Here is a 20675-nt window from a genome sequence, read left to right as displayed (position 1 = left end):
GTATGGAAGGAAATTGCTATGCCTAATTCCGAAGTGGTCGTTGTCACCGGCGTGTCGTCTGGAATCGGACGCGCGACCGCCGAGAAGTTCGCGAAGCGCGGGTGCCGCGTATTTGGCACCGTGCGCAGCATCGCGAAAGCGGTGCCATTGGCCGGCGTTGAGCTGGTGGAGATGGATGTGCGCGACGATGCTTCCGTTCGAACCGGGATTCATGCGATCGTCGATCGCGCCGGACGTATCGACGTACTCGTCAACAATGCCGGCACGACGCTGATCGGCGCGGTTGAGGAAACGTCGGTTGCCGAAGCTGCGGCGCTGCTCGATACCAACGTATTCAGTATTCTGCGTACGACCCAGGCGGTGCTTCCCTATATGCGGGCGCAACGACGCGGACGGATCGTCAATATCAGTTCGGTACTCGGCTTTTTGCCGGCACCTTACATGGGACTTTATGCGGCGTCCAAGCATGCCGTCGAGGGGTTGACCGAGACACTGGATCACGAGGTGCGCCAGTTCGGCATCCGCGCAACGCTGATCGAGCCGTCCTTTACCCGAACCAATCTCGATGTCAATGCGCCTCAAGCGAGTTCGAATATCGCCGCCTATGACCGCGAGCGTGCGCTTGCATCGGGCGCCGTCGTCGACAGCGTCAAAGGTGCTCCCGCACCCGATGGCGTGGCAAACACAATCGTTGAAGCCGCGCTCGGCAGCTGGCGTATGCGTCGTACGCCCGCGGGTCAGGCGTCGCTCCTGAGAAAATTGCGGCGCTTCATGCCCTCCGGGCCGGTCGATGCCAGCTTGAGGAAAACTTTCGGGCTCGCGTGAACCCTTCCGTCGCCGCGAAGATGTTGTGCGTCGCATCAGCACGCCATGCGACCCTAACACCCGGTTCTCTTAGTGCCGAGTGCTACCGAAGTCGGGGGGACGTCGGGCCTCCGGCGTTACACAAGTCTTCACTCGAGCGGGTCTCGTACGCCCACCGGTGGGCGGGGCACACATGGCGGCTCAACTGGATGCGTATAGGCGCGTCTTTCGCCGCTTCCGTACGGCTTACCGTTGTTCGCGAGAGCCAGCAAAAGTCCACCCGACGTTAGGTTTCTTGTGGGAACACCGCCTGACGCCCATAGCGACCCACCGTACGAACCTCGTAGCGGTTCGTCGCATCGTCAGTAGCAAACGTTTACGCCCGGCAAGGGGGTGGGCTGCGATTGTCCCGTATGTCATTGATTTCATAGGGGTTGTCTCGGCTGTCGATCTGGCGAGTTCAACGTTGAGTGAACAACGTTCAAAATTCAGTGAATCTCGACAACAGACAATTCACCTCCGGGAAAACCCCGCGTCTTGAAATCGTCAAACCCCGTCCCTATAATTAGCACTCGTTGGCGCAGAGTGCTAACGCCATGAATTCACCAAATATGCAAATGTTTGCATATTTAGGTTTTGTCGATCTCACAGAGAGAAAGAGGAGCTTGTAATGAACCTTCGTCCCTTGCATGACCGCGTGATTGTCAAGCGCCTGGACAACGAAACGAAGACCGCATCGGGCATCGTGATCCCTGAAGCCGCCGCTGAAAAGCCGGATCAGGGCGAGATCCTGGCCGTCGGCCCGGGCAAGAAAGACGATCAAGGTAAGTCGATCGCACTCGATGTGAAGGTGGGCGACCGTGTTTTGTTCGGCAAGTACGCCGGCCAAAGCGTGAAGGTCGATGGCCAGGAACTGCTGGTCATGCGCGAAGAAGACATCATGGCCGTCGTGGCCGCCTAAGACTGTCTCCCCCCAGACATCTACGTAAAGTATTCAAGGAGTTAATGCAATGGCAGCTAAAGAAGTCGTTTTCGGCGATGCCGCTCGTGCCAAGATGGTCGAGGGCGTCAACATTCTCGCCAACGCCGTCAAGGTGACCCTGGGCCCGAAGGGCCGCAACGTCGTGCTCGAGCGCAGCTTCGGCGGCCCGACCGTGACCAAGGACGGTGTGTCGGTCGCCAAGGAAATCGAACTCAAGGACAAGCTCCAGAACATGGGCGCGCAAATGGTCAAGGAAGTGGCTTCCAAGACCAGCGACAACGCCGGTGACGGTACCACCACCGCCACGGTGCTGGCCCAGTCGATCGTGCGCGAAGGCATGAAGTACGTTGCCTCGGGCATGAACCCGATGGACCTGAAGCGCGGTATCGACAAGGCCGTTGCCGCCGCCATCGAAGAACTGCGCAAGATCAGCAAGCCCTGCACGACGAACAAGGAAATCGCTCAAGTCGGCTCGATCTCGGCCAACAGCGATACCTCGATCGGTGACTATATCGCCAAGGCGATGGACAAGGTCGGCAAGGAAGGCGTGATCACCGTCGAAGACGGCAAGTCGCTGCAAGACGAGCTGGACGTCGTCGAAGGTATGCAATTCGACCGCGGCTACCTCTCGCCGTACTTCATCAACACCCCGGAAAAGCAAGTCGCGATCCTGGAAAACCCGTTCGTCCTGCTGTTCGACAAGAAGGTCTCGAACATCCGTGACCTGCTGCCGGTGCTCGAGCAAGTCGCCAAGGCTGGCCGTCCGCTGCTGATCATCGCCGAAGACGTTGAGGGCGAAGCCCTGGCAACGCTGGTGGTCAACAACATCCGTGGCATCCTGAAGACCTGCGCCGTCAAGGCTCCGGGCTTCGGCGACCGCCGCAAGGCCATGCTGGAAGACATCGCCATCCTGACGGGCGGCCAGGTCATCGCCGAAGAAATCGGCCTGACGCTGGAAAAGGCCACGCTCAACGAACTGGGCCAAGCCAAGCGCATCGAAATCGGCAAGGAAAACACCATCATCATCGATGGTGCCGGCGAAGGCGTGAACATCGAAGCCCGCGTCAAGCAAATCCGTGCCCAGATCGAAGAAGCCACGAGCGACTACGACCGTGAAAAGCTGCAAGAGCGCGTGGCCAAGCTGGCCGGCGGTGTTGCCGTGATCAAGGTCGGCGCTGCGACCGAAGTCGAAATGAAGGAAAAGAAGGCACGCGTCGAAGACGCGCTGCACGCTACCCGCGCTGCCGTGGAAGAAGGCATCGTCCCGGGCGGTGGTGTTGCGCTGCTGCGTGCTCGCGTGGCCGTGGCCGACATCAAGGGTGCCAACCCTGACCAGGACGCCGGTATCAAGATCGTTCTGCGCGCCATGGAAGAACCGCTGCGCCAGATCGTCGCCAACGGCGGCGAAGAAGCCAGCGTCGTTGTGGCCAACGTGATTGCCGGCAAGGGCAACTACGGCTACAACGCTTCGAGCGGCGAGTACGGCGACCTGGTGGAAATGGGCGTTGTGGATCCGACGAAGGTCACCCGCACCGCACTGCAAAACGCCGCTTCGGTGTCGGGCCTGCTGCTCACGACCGATTGCGCTGTTGCCGAACTGCCGAAGGAAGATGCTCCGATGGCTGGCGGCATGGGTGACATGGGCGGTATGGGCGGCATGGGCATGGGCATGTAAGTCTCGAAAGAGACGGCATGACGGGGGGCGCAAGGCACCCCACCTGCCTCGGTCGCCGGACTTCGTCACGGAATCTTCGATTCGGTGGCGCAAGTCCGCACCGGAAACGGCAACGAATTCTTCGGAATTCGTTGCCGTTTTTTTATGCCTGGGCGATCGGCACGTCGCTGTTGCCGTCGCCGCGTCGCAGACTGGGTACGGCGAGCGGAGTCGTGGCCGCAATCTCATCCTGCATCCACTGCCAGAAGGCGTGAATCGCGCGCTCGCGCGGATGATTTTCCCGCCAGCTCACGTGATATTCGAGGCTCGGTGCAATGCGGACATCGCCAATCTGCACCAGCTCGCCGGATGCGAGCGCATCTCGCACGAGCAAGCTGCGTGTAGTGGCGACGCCTTGTCCGGCCATAGCGGCACGCAGGAGCAACCCGGAGTCGTCGAAAATCGGCCCGCGCGTCGGCTCATGTGGCGTCAGTCCGGCGGCGACCTGCCAATCGCGCCATGATCGATAGGCGAAGCGCAGCATCGGCAGTTTGTGCGTATCGGCCACCGTGAACCCGGGCACACGCGCGATCAGATCGGGGTGGCACACGGCGATCACATAGTCATCGAGCAGCTTGCGCGTGACGAACCCGGTCGCCTCGACCCGTTGATGCCAGATGCCGACGTCGACCGAATACGGATCGGGCGCGGCAATATCCGCGTGAATTCGCACCACCAGATCGATATGGGGCTGCTGTTCGCTAAAGCGGCCCAGCCGAGGAATCAGCCATTGGGCCGCCAAATCGGTCATGACGCTGATTTCCAGACGAACGACGGCGGGCGACACGCCCGACGCCGTGCCCGCCCGGGCTTCAGTCATCGCCTCAATGAGTTCCGACATCCCAACGCGTACTCGCTCGGCCAGACGCGCCCCGACACTGGTCGGGATCATGCGGGCCCCCACGCGACGAAACAGCGCCGTGCCGAGTTGCTGTTCGAGCGAGCGCATGTGATGACTCACGGCGCTGTGCGTCAAATTCAATTCGTCGGCCGCCCGCGTAAAACTACGGTGGCGGGCAGCAGCTTCAAGTGCACGCAGCGATTGGAGGGGAGGGAGGTGAGGAATCATGATGTCAAATTCTACTCACAATACGGGCGCAAAGGTTTCGTTGGCTTCAGGGCGCCGTTCCGCCGACAATCGATACCCGAGCAAATGACTAAGGTATGGCTTCATGTCGAAGGCACTTCGCATCTTCGTCCTGTTCGCCTGCGGATACTTCGTTTCCTACGTGTACCGCGGCGTGAATATTGGGTTTGCGCCGTATATGACGCGCGATCTCGGCCTCTCGTCGGCCGACCTCGGGTTGTTGACGAGCCTCTACTTCCTCGGCTTTGCCGGGGCGCAATTGCCCGCGGGCGTGCTGCTCGACAAGTTCGGCCCGCGCCGGGTGGCGTCGCTGGTGCTGCTGCTCGCGGCTGCGGGCGCCGCGCTGTTCGGACTGGCCCAAGGCGTCGGTGCGCTGATGGCGGGACGCTTGCTGATCGGCGTCGGCGTGTCGGTGTGTCTGGGCAGCGCCTTCAAGGCATTGGCGCAATGGTTTCCGGTAGCACGTCTGCCGCTGCTCAACGGCCTGGTGATGGCCGTGGGCGGCATGGGCGGCGTCGTGGTGGGAACACCGCTCAACTGGCTGCTCGGGCTGACCGACTGGCGCATCGTGTCGTTCGGACTGGCGGCGTTAACCGTTTTCATGTCGGCCGCGCTTTGGTTCGGCGCGCCCGAGAAGCCGGGGTCGCACGCGCAAGGCGGGTTGTCCGAGGCGCTCAAGGGCGTGCGTCAGGTGCTGGGAAGCGGAATGTTCTGGAAAGTGACTTCGCTCTCGGGGATCACGCAGGGCGTGTTCTACGCAATGCAATCGCTATGGATGGCGCCGTTCATGCGCGATGTTGAAGGGCTGTCGGCCTCGCAGGCTGCCTCGCTGGTGTCGGTCGTGGGGCTTGCGATGATGGCCGGGAGCGTGGTGTTCGGTGCGGCCGCGCGCTCGCTCGAACGCCGTGGCGTGAGCGTGTTCGCATTTTCCGGCGCCGGGATGGTGCTGTTCGTCGTGGTGCAGTCGCTGTTGTTGATGCGTGCGCCGATTCCACCGGTCTGGCTTTGGGCCGCCTATGGCATCTTTGGTGGCACGGGCATCCTGTCGTATGCGGTGTTGGCGGAGCATTTCCACGGCACGTTGATCGGGCGCGTCAATACGTCGCTCACGCTCGTCATCTTTCTGTTGATCTTCTTGTGTCAGGTGGGCGTCGGGGCCGTGCTCGGCACTTACGCGGCGCACAGCGCGCAGGCGCATTTCTCCGCTTGGACGGGCCTGATCGCACTGCAAGCGCTGGGGGCAGTGTGGTACTTCTGGCCCCAACGTCAGGGCGCGGGCAAGGTCGCCGCCGCGTGACGCGGCGTGTGTTGACCGTATGGGGCGGTTCGCATAGCGAGCCCGCCATCTTTGGTGTCGGGTGTCGAGGACTCCGCCGCTGGCTTAGTCCTGCGCCACCCAATCGCCCGACTTCCCGCCGTGCTTCTCCAGCACGCGCACATCGGTGATCGTCATGCCGCGATCGACGGCCTTGCACATGTCATAGATCGTCAGCAAGCCGACTTGAACCGCGGTGAGCGCTTCCATCTCCACCCCCGTGCGACCGACGGTTTCGACCTGCGCGCGGCAGTGTACGGCGTTCGCGCCGTCGTCCACCAGAAACTCGACCGTCACACGCGTAAGCGCGAGCGGATGACACAGCGGAATCAGATCGGCGGTGCGCTTGGCGCCTTGGATGGCCGCAATGCGCGCAATACCCAGTACGTCACCCTTCTTGGCCGTGCCGGTGCGAATCAGCGCCAGCGTTTCCGGCTTCATCTGAATGGTGCCGCGCGCCACGGCAACACGATGCGTGCTGTCCTTGCTGCCGACATCAACCATGTGGGCCTGTCCGGCGGTGTCGAAGTGGGTGAGTTCTGCCATGAGTCGATGCTGAGAAGAGGTTGCGATAGTGTCGGGAGACGGTTCGCGAGCGCCTTTTGCGAGCGAAAGGATAGCGCCGTTTCGGATGAATTTTGCCTGTATTGACGACGTTTTGGCGATGCCGCGGAACGTCTGCGTCTGGCTGCTATCATAGCAGCAGCCCTGAATGATCAGCGCCAAGCGGCGCCCATTTCCATGACGCGTTCGTTCCGCTCGTTATGTTCGTTTCGCGCCGCCATCGGCATCTCTCGCCTGATTCCCATGTGTCGCGCGTTCTCATTGCCCGGTCCAGGGCGCCCATCTGGCGCATGATGCGCATGACCTCCATGCCGAAGCCGTCGTCCCAGCCGCCTCACCCCGAGCGCCACGTCGCCCGGTGGCGGCGTTTCATGGCGTTGGCCATGCTGCCCGTAATGACGGCAATGACGTTCGCCGCCGTCGTCATCCCCACCCAGGCGGCCGCGCAGTCGCTCCCGTCCCTCGGCCAGAGTTCTGCCGCGGACTTGTCGCCAGCGATGGAGCGCAAGCTCGGCGAGCGCGTGATGCGGGAGATTCGCGCCGATCCCGATTACCTGTCGGATTTGCTGCTCTCCGATTACGTCAATGCCCTGGGTGGCAAGCTCGTGGCGGCCGCGCACACAGTGGGACTCGACGCCAGTCAGAGTTTCGAATTCTTCGTGGTGCGTGATTCGGACATCAACGCCTTCTCACTGCCGGGGGGCTTCATCGGCATCAACACGGGATTGATCGTCGCGACGCGCACCGAGTCGGAACTCGCTTCTGTGATCGGACACGAGACGGGGCACGTTCTGCAACATCACATCGCGCGCATGCTCGGCCAACAGTCGCAGAACTCGTGGATCGCCCTCGGCGGCATGTTGCTCGGTCTGCTCGCCGGCATCGGGGCACGGAGCCCGGATCTCGGCATGGGAATCGCGATGGGCGGGCAAGGCCTTGCCGTCGATCGGCAACTGCGTTTTTCGCGCGATGCGGAACGTGAGGCCGATCGCGTCGGCTTCCAGTTGCTCCAGGCGGCAGGCTTCGACACGTACGCGATGCCGACCTTCTTCGAGCGTCTGCAACGCGCGGATTCGATCAACGAAGCCGGCGTGCCGGAATATGTCCGGACTCACCCGCTGACGACGGATCGCATCGCCGACATGCTCAATCGCTCGCGCACTGCCGCTTATCGTCAGCCTGTGCAGTCGCCCGAATATGCGTTTGTGCGGGCGCGCTCGCTCGTCTTGCAGCAGAAGTCCGCGAGCGATTACGCGGCGATCGCCGACGCGCAACGCACAGCGATCCGCGCGCAGACCACATCGAATGTGGCGGCGGCATGGTATGCGGTGGCGCTGGCCGAGTTCAAGCAGCGTCGCTGGGTGCCGGCGCGCGAGGCGCTGGAGAAGTCGCGCGCGGCTTTCGGTGGCACGGGGCCGGGTACGCCGAGTCTGGCTGTGCTGGCGTCGGATATCGCGCGCTTGTCGGGCCAGCCGGACGAAGCCTTGCGCGTCGCCGCGCAGGCGCGTGCCGCGTTCCCACTCTCGCAGGCCGCCGATATGGCTTATGCCGATGCCTTGGTCGCCAGCCAGCGGATTCCCGACGCGACGAAGTTCCTTCAAGCGCAGGTCGAGCGCTATCGAAGCGAGCCCATCTGGTGGCGGGCGCTGGCAGGGGCATGGGCCGCGGCCGGCAAGCGGACGCGTCAGCACGCAGCATTGGCGGAACAATATGCGCTGCAAGGGCAATGGATGGCGGCCGTCAGCCAGTTGAAGCTCGCGCGTGAGGCCGGCGACGCCAGCTTTTACGAGATGTCGGTCATCGACGCGCGACTTCACGAGTTCCAGCGCCGCTACAAGGACGACAAGGAAGACGAGAAGGACTTCGGCAAACTGGCCGGATAAGGGGATAAGCGGCGCGTGCTGCGAAGTTGCGTACACTTATTCGCGTGCGAGTTGCGCCGTTGCTTTTAATCTATCGGAAAGCGCCCGCCATGTGAAACTGGCGAAGCGTGAATATCTTGGGGTTTTCGCTATTTTTCGAGTGTCGATCCCAAAAGATCACGGAGAAATTGGAACATCGGAGTTTTCCCATTTGGGTTTCTGACGCACTCCTATTGCATACAACACTTCGATTGGCGAGTATGGCGACACGGTACCGTGCTCGCTTCGCAGTGTGATTTCGCTGCGAACTTTTCGACCAATATTCACTGAATGAGGTGAAGTATGGAGAATTGCCAGTACGAAGTCGTGATAGACAACGAGCGACCCATTAACAAGCCGATTGTTGCTTTAACGAAATGCCGAATCAAGTTTGGCGACCGCGATAACCTGCGCCAATGTGTCGAAGAGATTCGTAAGTCTGATCTTCGGCTGAGCTTGCGGCCAGAGGAGGACGTCCAATACGATTGGCAAAATCCAGTCGGAATTCGGGGGAATACCTTGTACTTTGGCGTGCGCTGGTTTGATGCCAAGTATTTTTCCGAGCATCGGGATGTCTATTTAAACAACATGCATACGCGATTGCTGAAGCAATTTGGTGTCGATTGGGTCGACGCCAATGTCGAGCATTTCGTAGCCGCCCGCTAACATTCGCCTAGTGGCTGCCACGGCCGACGTTCGGTCGTGGTTGCTCTTTGACCTCGCACCGTGTCCCCATTCCGCGTTTACCTGTCGTTGGATTTTCTCCTTGCGGCCTACCTAGGCATGTGGAACGCAATGGTTCCCATCGTATTGCTCGGCCGCTTCGGCACCGCGGGCGTCGTAGCGTACGAGATAGCGCTCGCCACAAGTGCCTTCATCGCGCTGCCGGTGGCGGCTTCATGGACTGAGGGGTTGTCCCGCAGTAAGGTCCTGCGCTGGGCATGTGTGATCATCGTGCTATGCGGCGTGTCGCGGGTGGTGATTGCAAGTGCAACGCATAGCGTCACTTTTTGGATGGTGAATGACATGGTGGCGGTCGCCGCCTTCGCCGTCTTACAACCGCTACTTAGCATCTACCCGGCGGAGCTTGTCGAGAAAGCGCGTGTGTTATCCGCGTTCCGCCTGAAGCGGGTTACGGTCAATCTCGGTCGTATTATCGGGCCGTTGTTCGCCGCCGCCGCCTTACTACTCAGCACTCACCAATACGCTTTGTGGTGTGTTGCATTGTTCGGGGGCGCTTTTCTGCCCCTGCTGTCACGACTTCCAGTACTGCCTTCGATGTCCGGGATCGGGACGTCAGCACCTGCCCCCGCGAGAACATGGTTTCGTCGTGCGTTTGCTGGATTTACACTGAAAATCCGGTTGCCGGCGGAACGCTTCTTCACGCTCTGCGACATGTTGCTGGTTATCGCGACGGCAGGGATCGTTCCGATGCTGATTCCTCAACTCGTTCAACACGCGACACTACCGGACGCGCAGGTCGGTTGGTTGATTGCCGCATTCGTCGTCGGATCGATTGCAGGGGTTGTTGTTTTTCACCCTATCCTCTCCGGCGCACTGCAACACAGGCTGGGTTACATTGCGATTTGGGCGGCGCTGGGCGCTAGTCTTGCCGTGGCAACGGCTGTCGATTCCGTTGCCGCACTGGGTGGGTGCTTGATGTCGGCTGGCGTATTCGGTGCGTGTTTGTCCATGAACGGCATCGATCGGCGGGTGATTGCGATGCCATCTTCCGTGCGGGTTAGAGTCGCGAGCGCAACGCTGCTGGCGGGACAGATGGCGAGCATGCTGTCATTCACACTTTACGGTGCCGCGAACGCTTTGGGCAACATGAGTGGGGGATGGTGGTTGTACGGCGGGCTGGTCTGCATCGCCGGATTGGCGTCGTGTCTCGCGCGTGAACCGTGGAAATTGCTCAGCGAGAACGACGCTGGCGATGGCGTCGAGCGCTTCTATACGAGCCGATATCCCGATGCATTTGGCGAGTCCGCGCCAGTGCGACGAGATGTCGCGGCGTAAGGGCGCATTGACTCACGCCGATTGATCGTCGGCCCGCGGGGTGCGCTCGAACCCATACGTCTGCGGCAGGGTGCCCGCATGGGTCGTCGCGAACGGGAGTGAATCGCCGTTGCGCCAATGCAGCCGCACCGCGCCCTTGGCGTCGGCGGTATCGTCCGACGTTTGCGCAATCTCGAAGGCCTGCGCCAGATCGGACACCTGCGTGAGCAGATCGATGTCGTGATCGTGCAGCAACGCGAGCGGCGCGTTCGGCGTCGATCTCCCATTCTCCTCGCCGCCAGACACCGCCCCCACGAACGCGACGTTGCCGTCCTCGTCGAGCAGACACGCCTGCGGCACGAAAGCATGGCCCAGTTGGTCCGTCAACACCGGTGCGCCGCGACCGTCGTTCGCCGCGGCATCCCACGTCAGCCGGACCACAAACGGGGCGTACGCAAGCGCCACATACACACGTTGCGGCCCATTCTGGAAGTACCACCGCCCGGCGTCGTCGCTGGCGTAATTGCGCGCGATGAACGCGACGAGCGCTGCATGACGAATCGGATCGCCAGCCGTGCCCGCCGCCTGCGCCGCGTCGTCGCGCATGCGCCACTGACCGCGCCGGTCGAGCGCGAGCCAGCCGTAACAATGCGGCACGTTGGGCCACTTGGCCATCGCCTGTCGAACGATTTCATCCATGAGGCACCTTCAGGCCGGAGTCGGCAAAAATTGACGGAAGTAGTCGATGACCGTGTGCGGCATCCATGTCATGCCGCCCGGAAACGGCCCACTCATGAAGCCGACGTGTCCGCCGTGCGCCGGCTGCAGGAGCCGCACGTGGCGACCGACGTCGTCTTCGCCCGGCAACACATTGGCCGGCTGGAACGGGTCGTTGCGGGCATTGATGACCAGCGTCGGCACTTCGATGGCCGGCAGAATCGGCTTGCTCGACGCGCGCGTGTAATAGTCGAAGGCACTGTGATAACCATGCAAGGGGGCCGTCACCACATGATCGAATTCGCCGAGATCGCGCGCGGCCATCATCCGATCGCGGTCGTACAGCCCGGGGTATTGGTCGAGCTTCGCGAGCGCCTTCTTCTTGAGCGTGCCCAGAAAATTGCGCGTGTACACCATATTGAAACCGTGCGAGAGCGCCAGTCCGCCCGCGCGTAAATCGAGCGGCGCCGAAATCGCGCACGCGGCACTCACCACTTGCGCCGCATGCCCCTCGCGCTCGCCGAGCCAGCGCAGCAATACATTGCCGCCCAGCGACACGCCCGCCGCAAAGATCGGGCCGGACGCGTTCGCACGCAAGCGCCGCAACATCCAGTCGACCTCGGTACTGTCGCCGGAGTGATAAAAGCGCGGCGCGCGGTTCATGCGGCCGCTGCAACTGCGGAAGTGGGGAATCACGCCGCGCCACCCCTGCGCTTCGACTTCGCGCATCAGGGTGCGGGCGTAGTGGCTGCCGGACCCGCCCTCCAGTCCATGGAAGAGCACGACGAGCGGTGTCTCCACCAGCCCTTCGGGCGCGGGCGGGGCTTTCTGCGCCGCGGGCGGGGCAACCAGCCAGTCGACATCGACGAAGTCGCCGTCGGGCGTGTCCCACGTTTCGCGACGGAATTCGACGCACGGGCGTCGACCCAGCAGTGCCGGGTAGATCGTCTGACTATGCCCGTCGGGCAGCCACCGCGGCGGCCGGTAATCCAGGGGAAGAAACGTCGCGGGGCGCGCCGTCATCGTCGTACCGCCGCGCTCAGTGCAGCCCGTCCGGACGCGCGTGCATCATCAGGCTGAACTGCTCGACAGCATGCGGCGGCAACGGGCTGGAGTGGATATGGGCGAAGCGCCAGTCGCCCTGCTCGTGCACCAGCACGTAAGTCGTGTGGATGAGCTGGGCGGTCGTCTGGCCGGCGTCTTCCTTGCCGACGCGCATTGCTTCGGTCGCCGTGTGCACGACCGTGCCAACGGTGTCGTACTCGGTCGTATCCAGCGAGTCGATGAGCACCACGCTTTGCGTGAACTGGGCGACCAGACCGTTGCGGATCTGCTCGAGACCGTCCCAGCGGGTGCCGTCGGCGCGAATGTAGCTGACGAAATCCTCGTTCGCCCACAGCGACATGGCGCGATCCGTCTGCCCACGGCGCAGCGCATCGTAAAAGGCCGTGATGGTTTCACTGGCGGCATCGAACAGACGGACAAAACGTGGCATGTGGATTTACCGTTGAGTGTTACCGGAATCGAGCTGAGCGCGCCGCCGTCATGGACCACATCAGCGCTGCGTGAGCAGGATGTTGCGCAAATTCGCGAATACGTGTTCGGGCATCAGCTCATTGAGGCAGCGGGTGTGGCCCAACGGGCATTCGCGGGCAAAACACGGGCTGCACTCCAATTGTAGCCACAGGATATGCGCCTGGTCGGACAGCGGCGGTGTGTGGCGCGGATCGGACGATCCGAACAGGGCAATCTGCGGGCGGCGCAATGCGGCTGTCACATGCATCAGGCCCGAGTCGTTGCTCACCACCGCATTGGCGCGGGCCAGCAGCGCGCACGCCTCGGCCAGCGACGTCTGTCCACACAGGTTGCGCACGAACGGCGCATCGGCGGCGATTTGCTGCGCGAGCGCACCGTCCTTGCCCGAGCCGAGCGCAATGATTTGCGCATACGGGAACGAGCGGCGAACCAACTGAGCCAACTGCGCGAAATGGCCCGGCGGCCAGCGCTTGGCCGGTCCGAACTCTGCACCCGGGCAGAACACCACGAGCGGTACGCGCAGATCAAGGCCGAAGCGCGCGAAGACACGCGCCGACTCGTTCAGGTCGGCGTCGATGCGCGGCGTGGGCAGCGCATCGGGCAACTTGGCCCCGGGCGCGAACGCGAGCGCAGCGTAGTGCCGCACCATGGGCGGCCGCTCGTCTTTGCGCGGATTGGCGTGGCGCACGTTGAGCAGACCGTAGCGGTGCTCGCCCTTGTAGCCAATGCGCAACGGAATGCGCGCCAGCCACGGAATCAGCGACGACTTCAGCGAGTTCGGCAGCACATAGGCGGCGTCGTACCCCTCGTCGGCGAGCACGCTCGCGAGCCGGTAGCGCTCCAGCGGCTGCAACTTGCCGTGCGCGAGGTCGGTGGCGACGACGCGCGAAATCTCCGGCATGCGTTCCAGCACCGGGGCGACCCAGCTGGGCGCGATCGCGTCGATGGTCAGACGCGGATGCAGGCGCTTGAGCAGGGTGAACAACGGCTGCGCCATCAGCGCGTCCCCAATCCAGTTGGGGGCGATCACCAAGGCTTTATGCATCGTGGCGGAGACTCTAAACGTTAAGCGTTGCGAAGATACGGACAGTCAACCGGGCGGTACAGGGCAACCGCAGTCGGCTGCGCCCGGTTGGAGCAACGGCAGCCGGCTCAGTGGTGACCCTTGAGCACGACCCCGGCCTTCACGCGATAACGCGTGCCGCAGTACGGACAGGCCGCTTCGCCATGCGTCACATCGATGAACACGCGCGGATGGGCGCTCCAGGCTTCCATCTTCGGATTCGGGCAATGGACCGGCAGATCTTCGGCGCCGACTTCGACGACCGGCATTTGTTTGACTTCGCTCATGGGGTTCGGACCGTGATGGGTATTCGGACGATTGGGGATTGCATGGCCGGTGCAAAGGACGAAGCCGTCGCCCGCACGCTTACCAAAAGTCGCTATTGTAAAGCAGCCACGGCCCTTTGCGGATGGCTCGCAGCGCCCGCAGCCGCGACGCTTGCCAGTTCCTGTCACCGTCGAAGTCCCGCGTGGCGCGTACGCGACACCTCGTCCGTTGCCCTCGCAAAAACGCCCGGATATGCGCTTTCGACGTGGTAAGTAAATATTTACCCTGGCTATAATGACCGGACGCTCGCCGCCAACGATGACGATATTCAGGAGACACTCCGGCAACCCTGGCGGGCGCTGTGACCGCCAGCGGTCATCATGGGCGTGCCGGGCGCCGTCGGGACCGCTTTGCCCCGCAATGCCAGACACTGCGCCGAACGGCTCGGTGCTCGCCCCCCAAGCCGACCATGCCAATGCTTCGTCTGCCAGCCGCTGAACGTGACGGGTTCAGGGCCGGTTTCCGCATTATTTCGCCGCTGTTGCCAGCCATCTTCTCGTGGGGACTCGTGACCGGGGTCGCCATGGGCAAATCGATACTGACGGTGCCCCAGGCCATCGGCATGAGCCTGATGCTCTATGCCGGATCGGCCCAGTTGGCCTCGTTGCCGCTGTTCGCCGCCGGCATGCCCTTGTGGACGATTCTGCTCACGGTCGGCATCGTCAATCTGCGCTTTGTGATCTTCAGCGCCGCGCTCCAGCCGCATTTCTCTTATTTGTCGCTGCCGCGGCGCATCGTGCTCGGCTATGTCAATGGCGACCTCGGATTCGTGATGTTCATGAACCAGAAGTTCGCGAGCGGCTATGTCCCGGGCAAGGAGGGGACCTACTACGGCATCACGCTCAGCAATTGGGCGGTCTGGCACGTGTCGTCGATTCTCGGCATCCTGCTCGGCGCGCTCGTGCCGGATAGCTGGGGCCTCGCCTTCGCGGGCACGCTCGCCCTCATTCCGATGATGGTTCACACGATCACCAGTCGCTCGACGATGCTGGCGGTCACGCTGGCATCGGTCCTCGGCCTGCTCGCCTTCGATTTGCCGTATCGGCTCAATCTCGTGCTCGGGGTGGTCGGCGCGCTCGCCGCCGGCATGGTTTGCGACGAACTTTCGGCGCGTCAGGCGAAGCGGCTCGCGTTGGCGAATCCCCCCGCGGCCGCGCGCGACGGCGCCCAGCCCAGTCGTTCGGGAGAGCGTCGCTCATGAGTACGGTCGAAATCTGGCTCTCCTTCGTGGCGATGACGGCCATTACCATCGTCACGCGCACGTTCTTCCTGCTCGCGGGAGACCGCGTGACGCTGCCGCAGCGCTTGCAACGCGCGCTGCGCTACGCCCCGGCGGCGGCGCTCGCCGTCATCGTGGTGCCCGAGGTGCTGCTGCTCGATCACCAGTTCTCGCTGCATCTGCACAATCCCAAGCTGGCCGCGGCCGTGGCCGCCACCGGCTGGTTCGTCTGGCGACGCAACATGATCGAGATGATTGTCGTCGGCATGGCCGTCTACACGCTCTGCCGTCTGTTCCTGTAGGCGGAACCCTCGTCGGCCAAAATGGGCATCTGGACGGGCGGATCAGTTAAAATGCATGTTTTTTCCACCATTTATTCCGGATTCTCATGGCTTCCGTCGTACGTCTTTCCGATTTGATCGCCCAGGGTCGCCTGGCAGGCAAACGTGTCTTCATCCGCGCCGATATGAACGTGCCGCAAGACGATGCGGGCCGCATCACGGAAGACACGCGTATCCGCGCCTCGGTGCCGGCCATCCAGATGGCGCTCGACGCCGGTGCGGCCGTCATGGTCACGTCGCATCTGGGCCGTCCGACGGAAGGCGAATTCAAGCCCGCCGACTCACTGGCACCGGTTGCGCAACGCCTGTCCGAACTGCTGGGCCGCGAGGTGAAGCTGATCGCCAACTGGGTCGACGGCGGTTTTGAGGTGGCGCCGGGCACGGTCGTGCTGCTGGAGAACTGCCGCGTCAACAAGGGCGAGAAGAAGGACAACGACGAACTGGCGCGAAAGATGGCCGCGCTGTGCGACGTGTACGTGAACGACGCGTTCGGCACCGCCCACCGCGCCGAAGCCACGACGCACGGCATCGCCAAGTATGCGCCGGTCGCCTGTGCTGGCCCGCTGCTCGCCGCCGAACTCGAAGCGCTCGGCAAGGCGCTGAACGCCCCGGCTCGCCCGCTCGTGGCCATCGTAGCCGGCTCCAAGGTCTCGACCAAGCTCACCATTCTGCAGTCGCTCGCTGACAAGGTCGACCATCTGATCGTGGGCGGCGGCATTGCCAACACGTTCATGCTGGCCGCCGGCCTGCCGATCGGCAAGTCGCTCGCCGAAGCCGATCTGGTCGGGCAGGCCCGTTCGATCATCGACGCGATGGCCGCGCGTGGGGCCTCGGTGCCGATCCCGACGGACGTCGTATGCGCCAAGGAATTCAGCGCGACGGCTGAGGCGACGGTGAAGGCCGCCAGCGATGTGGCCGCCGACGACATGATTCTCGACATCGGTCCGCAAACGGCTGCCAAGCTGGCCGAGCAACTGGCGGGCGCGGGCACGATCGTGTGGAACGGCCCGGTGGGCGTGTTCGAATTCGATCAGTTCGGGCACGGCACCGAGACGCTGGCGCGCGCGATTGCGGCCGCCAAGGGCTTCTCGATCGCCGGGGGCGGCGATACGCTCGCCGCCATCGCCAAGTACGGTATTGCCGACCAGGTCAGCTATATTTCGACCGGTGGCGGCGCGTTCCTCGAATTCCTCGAAGGCAAGACACTGCCGGCCGTCGACGTGCTGCAACAACGCGCCAGCGAGCTCAACTGATCGCGCGGCGCCAGGTGGAGCGGGGCTCGCAGGCCGGTTTTCCGGTCGAAGGCGGGCACGAATGGGGCGGTTTCGATCGGTTTATTGCGAACATCTAAGATCGAATCAAACGATTTCGTACGGACAATACGAACTTTTTGGTTAACCTGTGGCGGCCTAAATGCGCTACAAATCGCTAAGCGCCAGACATGTCGAATGCGCTGTTACCCAAAGAGGATGAAGAGATGGATGTAATGAACCGCTCCACCAAGATCGTCGCCACCATCGGTCCGGCATCGAGCACGCCGGAAGTGCTCTCGCGCATGATCGCCGCCGGCGTCGATGTCGTTCGCCTGAATTTCTCGCACGGCAAGGCGCAGGACCACATCGAGCGCGCCGAGATGGTGCGCGCGGCCGCCAAGGCGGCTGGCCGCGAAGTGGCCATCATGGCCGACCTCCAGGGTCCGAAGATTCGCGTCGGCAAGTTCGAGAACGGCAAGGCCACGCTCGAGGCGGGCGCGAAGTTCATCCTGGACGCCGCCTGCGAAGTCGGTAACGAAGAGCGCGTCGGGCTCGACTACAAGGAACTGCCACGCGACGTGCGCACGGGCGACGTGCTGCTGCTCAACGACGGCCTGATCGTGCTGATCGTCGATCGCGTGCTCGGCAGCGAGATCCATACGACCGTGAAGGTCGGTGGCGATCTGTCGAACAACAAGGGTATCAACCGCCAGGGCGGTGGGCTGACGGCACCGGCGCTCACGGCCAAGGACATGGAAGACATCAAGACCGCGATGGCGCTGGGCGCCGATTATGTCGCGGTCTCCTTCCCGAAGAACGCCACCGACATGGAAATGGCGCGCCGTCTGGCCAACGTGGCCGGCGAGCCTTACGGCATCAAGCCGCTGATGATCGCCAAGATCGAGCGCGCAGAAGCCATTCCGGCGCTCGAAGAGATTCTGGCGGCGTCGGACTGCATCATGGTTGCACGGGGCGATCTGGCCATCGAAGTGGGCAACGCCGCGGTGCCGGGGCTGCAGAAGCGCATGATCAAGCTTGCGCGCGAGATGAACAAGACCACCATCACGGCCACGCAGATGATGGAGTCGATGATCCACAACCCGGTGCCGACCCGCGCCGAAGTCTCGGACGTCGCCAACGCCGTGCTCGATGGTACCGACGCCGTGATGCTCTCGGCCGAGAGCGCCGCGGGCAAGTATCCGGTCGAAACCATCGAGACGATGGCGGCGATCTGCGTCGAAGCCGAGCGCTCGGAGATGGTGGAACTCGATCGCGACTGGCTCGATCAGACTTTTACGCGCATCGACCAAACGATTGCGGCCGGCGCCTTGTTTACCGCGTATCATCTTGGCGCGAAAGCCATCGTGGCGCTCACCGAATCGGGCGCGACCGCGTTGTGGCTGTCTCGCCACAAGATCCATGTGCCGATTTTTGCGCTGACGTCACAGCTCGGCAGCCATCGCAAGCTGGCGCTGTACCGCAACGTCTACGCGATGCGTGCCGACGCCACGCTCGACCGCGATCACGCGCTCAAGCAGGCCGAGCAACTGCTGCTCTCGCGCGGCGTGGTCAAGCGCGGCGACACGATCGTGTTGACCGTGGGCGAGCCGATGGGACAACCCGGTGGTACCAATACGTTGAAAATCGTCCAGGTGGGCCAGGCATGACGAAGGGGGCCGCGCGAGTGCGGCAAGGCGCAAACGCCACGCCGCCCGCGAGCCGTCGTCATGAGGGGCACTTCTGGATCGAGGAAAGATTTGCTTAGTTTTGTGATTCCAAGGAGAACATCATGCCCCTAGTCTCTATGCGACAGCTGCTCGACCATGCCGCCGAAAACGGCTACGGTCTGCCGGCCTTCAACGTCAACAATCTGGAGCAGGTTTCCGCCATCATGGCCGCCGCCGACGAAGTCGGTGCGCCGGTCATCATGCAGGCCTCCGCCGGTGCTCGCAAGTACGCCGGCGAAGCGTTCCTGCGTCACCTGATCTCGGCCGCCGTGGAAGCGTATCCGCACATCCCGGTGGTGATGCACCAGGATCACGGCCAGTCGCCGGCCGTGTGTATGGCCGCGATCAAGAGCGGCTTCTCGAGCGTGATGATGGACGGCTCGCTCGAAGCCGACGGCAAATCGGTTGCCAGCTACGAGTACAACGTCGAAGTGTCGAAGAAGGTGGTCGAGTTCTCGCACTACATCGGCGTGACGGTGGAAGCCGAGCTGGGCGTGCTGGGTTCGCTCGAAACGATGAAGGGCGACAAGGAAGACGGCCACGGCGCCGACGGCACGATGACCCGCGAGCAACTGCTGACCGACCCCGATCAGGCCGCCGACTTCGTGAACCAGACGCAATGCGACGCGTTGGCCATCGCCATCGGCACCTCGCACGGCGCCTACAAGTTCAGTCGCAAGCCGACGGGCGACATTCTCGCCATCGACCGCATCAAGGAAATCCACCGCCGCATTCCGAACACCCACCTCGTGATGCACGGCTCGTCGTCGGTGCCGCAGGAACTGCTCGCCGAGATCCGTGAATTCGGCGGCGACATGAAGGAAACGTACGGCGTGCCGGTCGAAGAGATCGTCGAAGGCATCAAGCACGGCGTGCGCAAGATCAACATCGATACCGACATCCGTTTGGCGATGACCGGCGCGATCCGTCGCTATCTGTTCGAAAACCCGAGCAAGTTCGACCCGCGCGACTACCTCAAGCCGGCTCGCGAAGCCGCCAAGCTGGTGTGCAAGGCGCGCTATCTGTCGTTCGGTTGCGAAGGTCAGGCCGGCAAGATCAAGCCGGTCGCGCTCGAGAAGATGGCCGAGAAGTACAAGAGCGGCGATCTCTCGCAGATCGTGAAGTAAGCACCTGTATCACGGCCATGCGGGGGTTCTCCCGCATGGCTTGCTGCCCGGCCGGGGCGGCGTGGCGCCGACGAGGCAATCCGCTCGAAGGCACACGACGCTCAGGTCGCAGGCCCGGCTTTGGCCAGCACACGCTGGAACAGAAGCCGGGCTTTTTCTTTTGGCATCTGCAATTGAAACTTGCCGCCCAACTCCGAGCGGATCGTGGCGGTCAGCATTTCCACGCCGTCGACGATCAGCGTCATCGGTTCGTTCATATGCTGACGCGAGAAATCACGCATCCGTGCGGTGGCGCTGTCGCGCAGGCTCATCGTGACGACGACCTCGATATCGGCGGGGGCGACGCCGTCTTGCGCCGGGAACTGCAAACCCAACTGTTCGATATCGCGCGCGGCAAACAGGGCGAAACGCGCAATGCCGTCGTCGTTTTCCGGCGTGGCGATCGCCACCAGCCTGGGTAGCGTGGGCCGCTCGGTGGTGTCGGCGGTGGCCGTCGTGCTCGACGTTCCGGATGCCGCGCGCGCCCCACTGGCCCGATGGGCGGGCGCGTGCGCATGGGCCCCGGCAGACGGCGGCGCGGCCGCGTGCGGCGCCGCCGTCTGCGCCCGCACGGGCAGGCTCGCCAGCGCCAGCACGGCGGCGAGGGTTGCGACGCATTGCCCTGCACGGGTTGGCCAGACAACTCCGGGTGTCGATGTGATCGTCATGGCAGCGCCTTGGTTCAGGTGAACGCTTTCATTCTAGGCAACATCCGGCGCGCAGGCAGGCGGGGAAGGCGCCCGCATTGCGACGGTGCAAAACGACAGCGATACGCCGATTCCTGAAGTCCGGTGTGACATCGCGTGGCAGTCTCCGGTGCCCCCCGCCAATCCGCCCATGCCAATGATGGGCCAGCCGGAGATATCGATGCCATTGAATCGCCTTCCCAAGACCGTCGCCTGGTGCCTGGGGCTATCCAGTTCCGAGGAGGCGTCTCGGCCGCCGTCGCGGCGTTCGTCCA

The 20675-nt window shown here is 63.0% G+C and carries 20 protein-coding genes; 12 read left to right on the top strand and 8 right to left on the bottom strand.

Translation table 11 applies throughout. The features are described 5' to 3' along the window. Positions 1 to 18: 18 nt before the first annotated feature. From OYT13_RS18165 to groL, 3 genes are all read left to right on the top strand, one after another. Entirely contained in the window at positions 19 to 825 is an 807-nt protein-coding gene (locus OYT13_RS18165) for an oxidoreductase (RefSeq protein ID WP_261938135.1), read from the top strand. A gap of 649 nt (positions 826 to 1474) precedes the next feature. Continuing rightward, complete coding sequence (groES, locus tag OYT13_RS18160; RefSeq protein ID WP_017231613.1) at positions 1475 to 1765, top strand: co-chaperone GroES; 291 nt, start codon at positions 1475 to 1477, stop codon at positions 1763 to 1765. 49 nt (positions 1766 to 1814) lie between these two features. Continuing rightward, positions 1815 to 3461, top strand: a complete 1647-nt coding sequence (gene groL, locus OYT13_RS18155) for a chaperonin GroEL (protein WP_017231612.1) — start codon at positions 1815 to 1817, stop codon at positions 3459 to 3461. A 142-nt stretch (positions 3462 to 3603) separates the two neighbouring features. Here groL and OYT13_RS18150 read toward each other — a convergent pair whose 3' ends face one another. Then, on the bottom strand, positions 3604 to 4569 hold the full coding sequence (locus OYT13_RS18150; protein WP_268566750.1) for a LysR substrate-binding domain-containing protein: 966 nt from the start codon (positions 4567 to 4569) through the stop codon (positions 3604 to 3606). A 103-nt stretch (positions 4570 to 4672) separates the two neighbouring features. Between OYT13_RS18150 and OYT13_RS18145 the strand changes: the two genes are divergently transcribed. After that, positions 4673 to 5884, top strand: coding sequence for an MFS transporter (locus OYT13_RS18145; RefSeq protein ID WP_268566749.1), 1212 nt, complete (start codon positions 4673 to 4675; stop codon positions 5882 to 5884). 84 nt (positions 5885 to 5968) lie between these two features. Here OYT13_RS18145 and moaC read toward each other — a convergent pair whose 3' ends face one another. Beyond that, positions 5969 to 6448: a cyclic pyranopterin monophosphate synthase MoaC gene (gene moaC / locus OYT13_RS18140; RefSeq protein ID WP_017231609.1), complete on the bottom strand. Its 480-nt coding sequence runs from the start codon at positions 6446 to 6448 to the stop codon at positions 5969 to 5971. A gap of 413 nt (positions 6449 to 6861) precedes the next feature. Here moaC and OYT13_RS18135 point away from each other — a divergent pair, with 413 nt between their 5' ends. From OYT13_RS18135 to OYT13_RS18125, 3 genes are all read left to right on the top strand, one after another. Continuing rightward, positions 6862 to 8349: a M48 family metalloprotease gene (locus OYT13_RS18135; protein WP_369751539.1), complete on the top strand. Its 1488-nt coding sequence runs from the start codon at positions 6862 to 6864 to the stop codon at positions 8347 to 8349. A gap of 321 nt (positions 8350 to 8670) precedes the next feature. Next, positions 8671 to 9033: a hypothetical protein gene (locus OYT13_RS18130; protein ID WP_017231607.1), complete on the top strand. Its 363-nt coding sequence runs from the start codon at positions 8671 to 8673 to the stop codon at positions 9031 to 9033. A 129-nt stretch (positions 9034 to 9162) separates the two neighbouring features. Next, positions 9163 to 10386 (top strand): hypothetical protein, encoded by a 1224-nt coding sequence (locus tag OYT13_RS18125; RefSeq protein ID WP_268566748.1) that lies wholly within the window; start codon positions 9163 to 9165, stop codon positions 10384 to 10386. A gap of 12 nt (positions 10387 to 10398) precedes the next feature. On the opposite strand, the gene OYT13_RS18120 is transcribed toward OYT13_RS18125, so the two are convergent. The 5 genes from OYT13_RS18120 to OYT13_RS18100 form a co-directional block, all read right to left on the bottom strand. Continuing rightward, entirely contained in the window at positions 10399 to 11064 is a 666-nt protein-coding gene (locus OYT13_RS18120; protein WP_261938141.1) for a DUF2946 family protein, read from the bottom strand. Positions 11065 to 11073: 9 nt separating this feature from the next. Further along, positions 11074 to 12105 (bottom strand): YheT family hydrolase, encoded by a 1032-nt coding sequence (locus OYT13_RS18115; protein WP_268566747.1) that lies wholly within the window; start codon positions 12103 to 12105, stop codon positions 11074 to 11076. 16 nt (positions 12106 to 12121) lie between these two features. Further along, positions 12122 to 12577 (bottom strand): nuclear transport factor 2 family protein, encoded by a 456-nt coding sequence (locus tag OYT13_RS18110; protein WP_017231603.1) that lies wholly within the window; start codon positions 12575 to 12577, stop codon positions 12122 to 12124. 60 nt (positions 12578 to 12637) lie between these two features. After that, positions 12638 to 13663 (bottom strand): lipopolysaccharide heptosyltransferase II, encoded by a 1026-nt coding sequence (waaF, locus tag OYT13_RS18105; RefSeq protein ID WP_017231602.1) that lies wholly within the window; start codon positions 13661 to 13663, stop codon positions 12638 to 12640. A gap of 107 nt (positions 13664 to 13770) precedes the next feature. After that, complete coding sequence (locus OYT13_RS18100) at positions 13771 to 13968, bottom strand: zinc-finger domain-containing protein (RefSeq protein WP_010808463.1); 198 nt, start codon at positions 13966 to 13968, stop codon at positions 13771 to 13773. Positions 13969 to 14423: 455 nt separating this feature from the next. Here OYT13_RS18100 and OYT13_RS18095 point away from each other — a divergent pair, with 455 nt between their 5' ends. The 5 genes from OYT13_RS18095 (at position 14424) to fba (ending at position 19675) form a co-directional block, all read left to right on the top strand. Continuing rightward, positions 14424 to 15209 carry an AzlC family ABC transporter permease gene (locus OYT13_RS18095; RefSeq protein WP_017231601.1) on the top strand — a complete coding sequence of 262 codons (786 nt, stop codon included), beginning with the start codon at positions 14424 to 14426 and terminating at the stop codon, positions 15207 to 15209. Continuing rightward, the gene (locus OYT13_RS18090; protein WP_017231600.1) at positions 15206 to 15529 is read left to right on the top strand and encodes an AzlD domain-containing protein; all 324 of its coding nucleotides are present in this window, start codon (positions 15206 to 15208) and stop codon (positions 15527 to 15529) included. The genes OYT13_RS18095 and OYT13_RS18090 overlap by 4 nt, the downstream gene beginning before the upstream one ends. Positions 15530 to 15615: 86 nt before the next feature. Beyond that, the gene (locus OYT13_RS18085) at positions 15616 to 16821 is read left to right on the top strand and encodes a phosphoglycerate kinase (protein ID WP_017231599.1); all 1206 of its coding nucleotides are present in this window, start codon (positions 15616 to 15618) and stop codon (positions 16819 to 16821) included. Between the two features lie 233 nt (positions 16822 to 17054). Further along, entirely contained in the window at positions 17055 to 18488 is a 1434-nt protein-coding gene (pyk, locus tag OYT13_RS18080) for a pyruvate kinase (RefSeq protein ID WP_150563483.1), read from the top strand. A 122-nt stretch (positions 18489 to 18610) separates the two neighbouring features. Next, the gene (gene fba, locus OYT13_RS18075; RefSeq protein WP_026131529.1) at positions 18611 to 19675 is read left to right on the top strand and encodes a class II fructose-bisphosphate aldolase; all 1065 of its coding nucleotides are present in this window, start codon (positions 18611 to 18613) and stop codon (positions 19673 to 19675) included. A gap of 101 nt (positions 19676 to 19776) precedes the next feature. On the opposite strand, the gene OYT13_RS18070 is transcribed toward fba, so the two are convergent. Next, positions 19777 to 20310 (bottom strand): hypothetical protein, encoded by a 534-nt coding sequence (locus tag OYT13_RS18070; protein WP_261938143.1) that lies wholly within the window; start codon positions 20308 to 20310, stop codon positions 19777 to 19779. Positions 20311 to 20675: the final 365 nt, after the last annotated feature.

It is taken from the genome of Pandoraea sp. XJJ-1, from assembly GCF_026802345.1.
Classification (GTDB): Bacteria; Pseudomonadota; Gammaproteobacteria; order Burkholderiales; family Burkholderiaceae; genus Pandoraea; species Pandoraea cepalis.
The sequence above is the reverse complement of the archived record's forward strand: the minus strand, read 5'-3'. Positions and strand labels throughout refer to the sequence as shown.

Coding starts and splice junctions, on each gene's coding strand:
- OYT13_RS18165 (WP_261938135.1), top strand. CDS start 19: ATGCCTAATTCCGAAGTGGTCGTTGTCACCGGCGTGTCGTCTGGAATC.
- groES (WP_017231613.1), top strand. CDS start 1,475: ATGAACCTTCGTCCCTTGCATGACCGCGTGATTGTCAAGCGCCTGGAC.
- groL (WP_017231612.1), top strand. CDS start 1,815: ATGGCAGCTAAAGAAGTCGTTTTCGGCGATGCCGCTCGTGCCAAGATG.
- OYT13_RS18150 (WP_268566750.1), bottom strand. CDS start 4,569: ATGATTCCTCACCTCCCTCCCCTCCAATCGCTGCGTGCACTTGAAGCT.
- OYT13_RS18145 (WP_268566749.1), top strand. CDS start 4,673: ATGTCGAAGGCACTTCGCATCTTCGTCCTGTTCGCCTGCGGATACTTC.
- moaC (WP_017231609.1), bottom strand. CDS start 6,448: ATGGCAGAACTCACCCACTTCGACACCGCCGGACAGGCCCACATGGTT.
- OYT13_RS18135 (WP_369751539.1), top strand. CDS start 6,862: ATGACGGCAATGACGTTCGCCGCCGTCGTCATCCCCACCCAGGCGGCC.
- OYT13_RS18130 (WP_017231607.1), top strand. CDS start 8,671: ATGGAGAATTGCCAGTACGAAGTCGTGATAGACAACGAGCGACCCATT.
- OYT13_RS18125 (WP_268566748.1), top strand. CDS start 9,163: ATGGTTCCCATCGTATTGCTCGGCCGCTTCGGCACCGCGGGCGTCGTA.
- OYT13_RS18120 (WP_261938141.1), bottom strand. CDS start 11,064: ATGGATGAAATCGTTCGACAGGCGATGGCCAAGTGGCCCAACGTGCCG.
- OYT13_RS18115 (WP_268566747.1), bottom strand. CDS start 12,105: ATGACGGCGCGCCCCGCGACGTTTCTTCCCCTGGATTACCGGCCGCCG.
- OYT13_RS18110 (WP_017231603.1), bottom strand. CDS start 12,577: ATGCCACGTTTTGTCCGTCTGTTCGATGCCGCCAGTGAAACCATCACG.
- waaF (WP_017231602.1), bottom strand. CDS start 13,663: ATGCATAAAGCCTTGGTGATCGCCCCCAACTGGATTGGGGACGCGCTG.
- OYT13_RS18100 (WP_010808463.1), bottom strand. CDS start 13,968: ATGAGCGAAGTCAAACAAATGCCGGTCGTCGAAGTCGGCGCCGAAGAT.
- OYT13_RS18095 (WP_017231601.1), top strand. CDS start 14,424: ATGCTTCGTCTGCCAGCCGCTGAACGTGACGGGTTCAGGGCCGGTTTC.
- OYT13_RS18090 (WP_017231600.1), top strand. CDS start 15,206: ATGAGTACGGTCGAAATCTGGCTCTCCTTCGTGGCGATGACGGCCATT.
- OYT13_RS18085 (WP_017231599.1), top strand. CDS start 15,616: ATGGCTTCCGTCGTACGTCTTTCCGATTTGATCGCCCAGGGTCGCCTG.
- pyk (WP_150563483.1), top strand. CDS start 17,055: ATGAACCGCTCCACCAAGATCGTCGCCACCATCGGTCCGGCATCGAGC.
- fba (WP_026131529.1), top strand. CDS start 18,611: ATGCCCCTAGTCTCTATGCGACAGCTGCTCGACCATGCCGCCGAAAAC.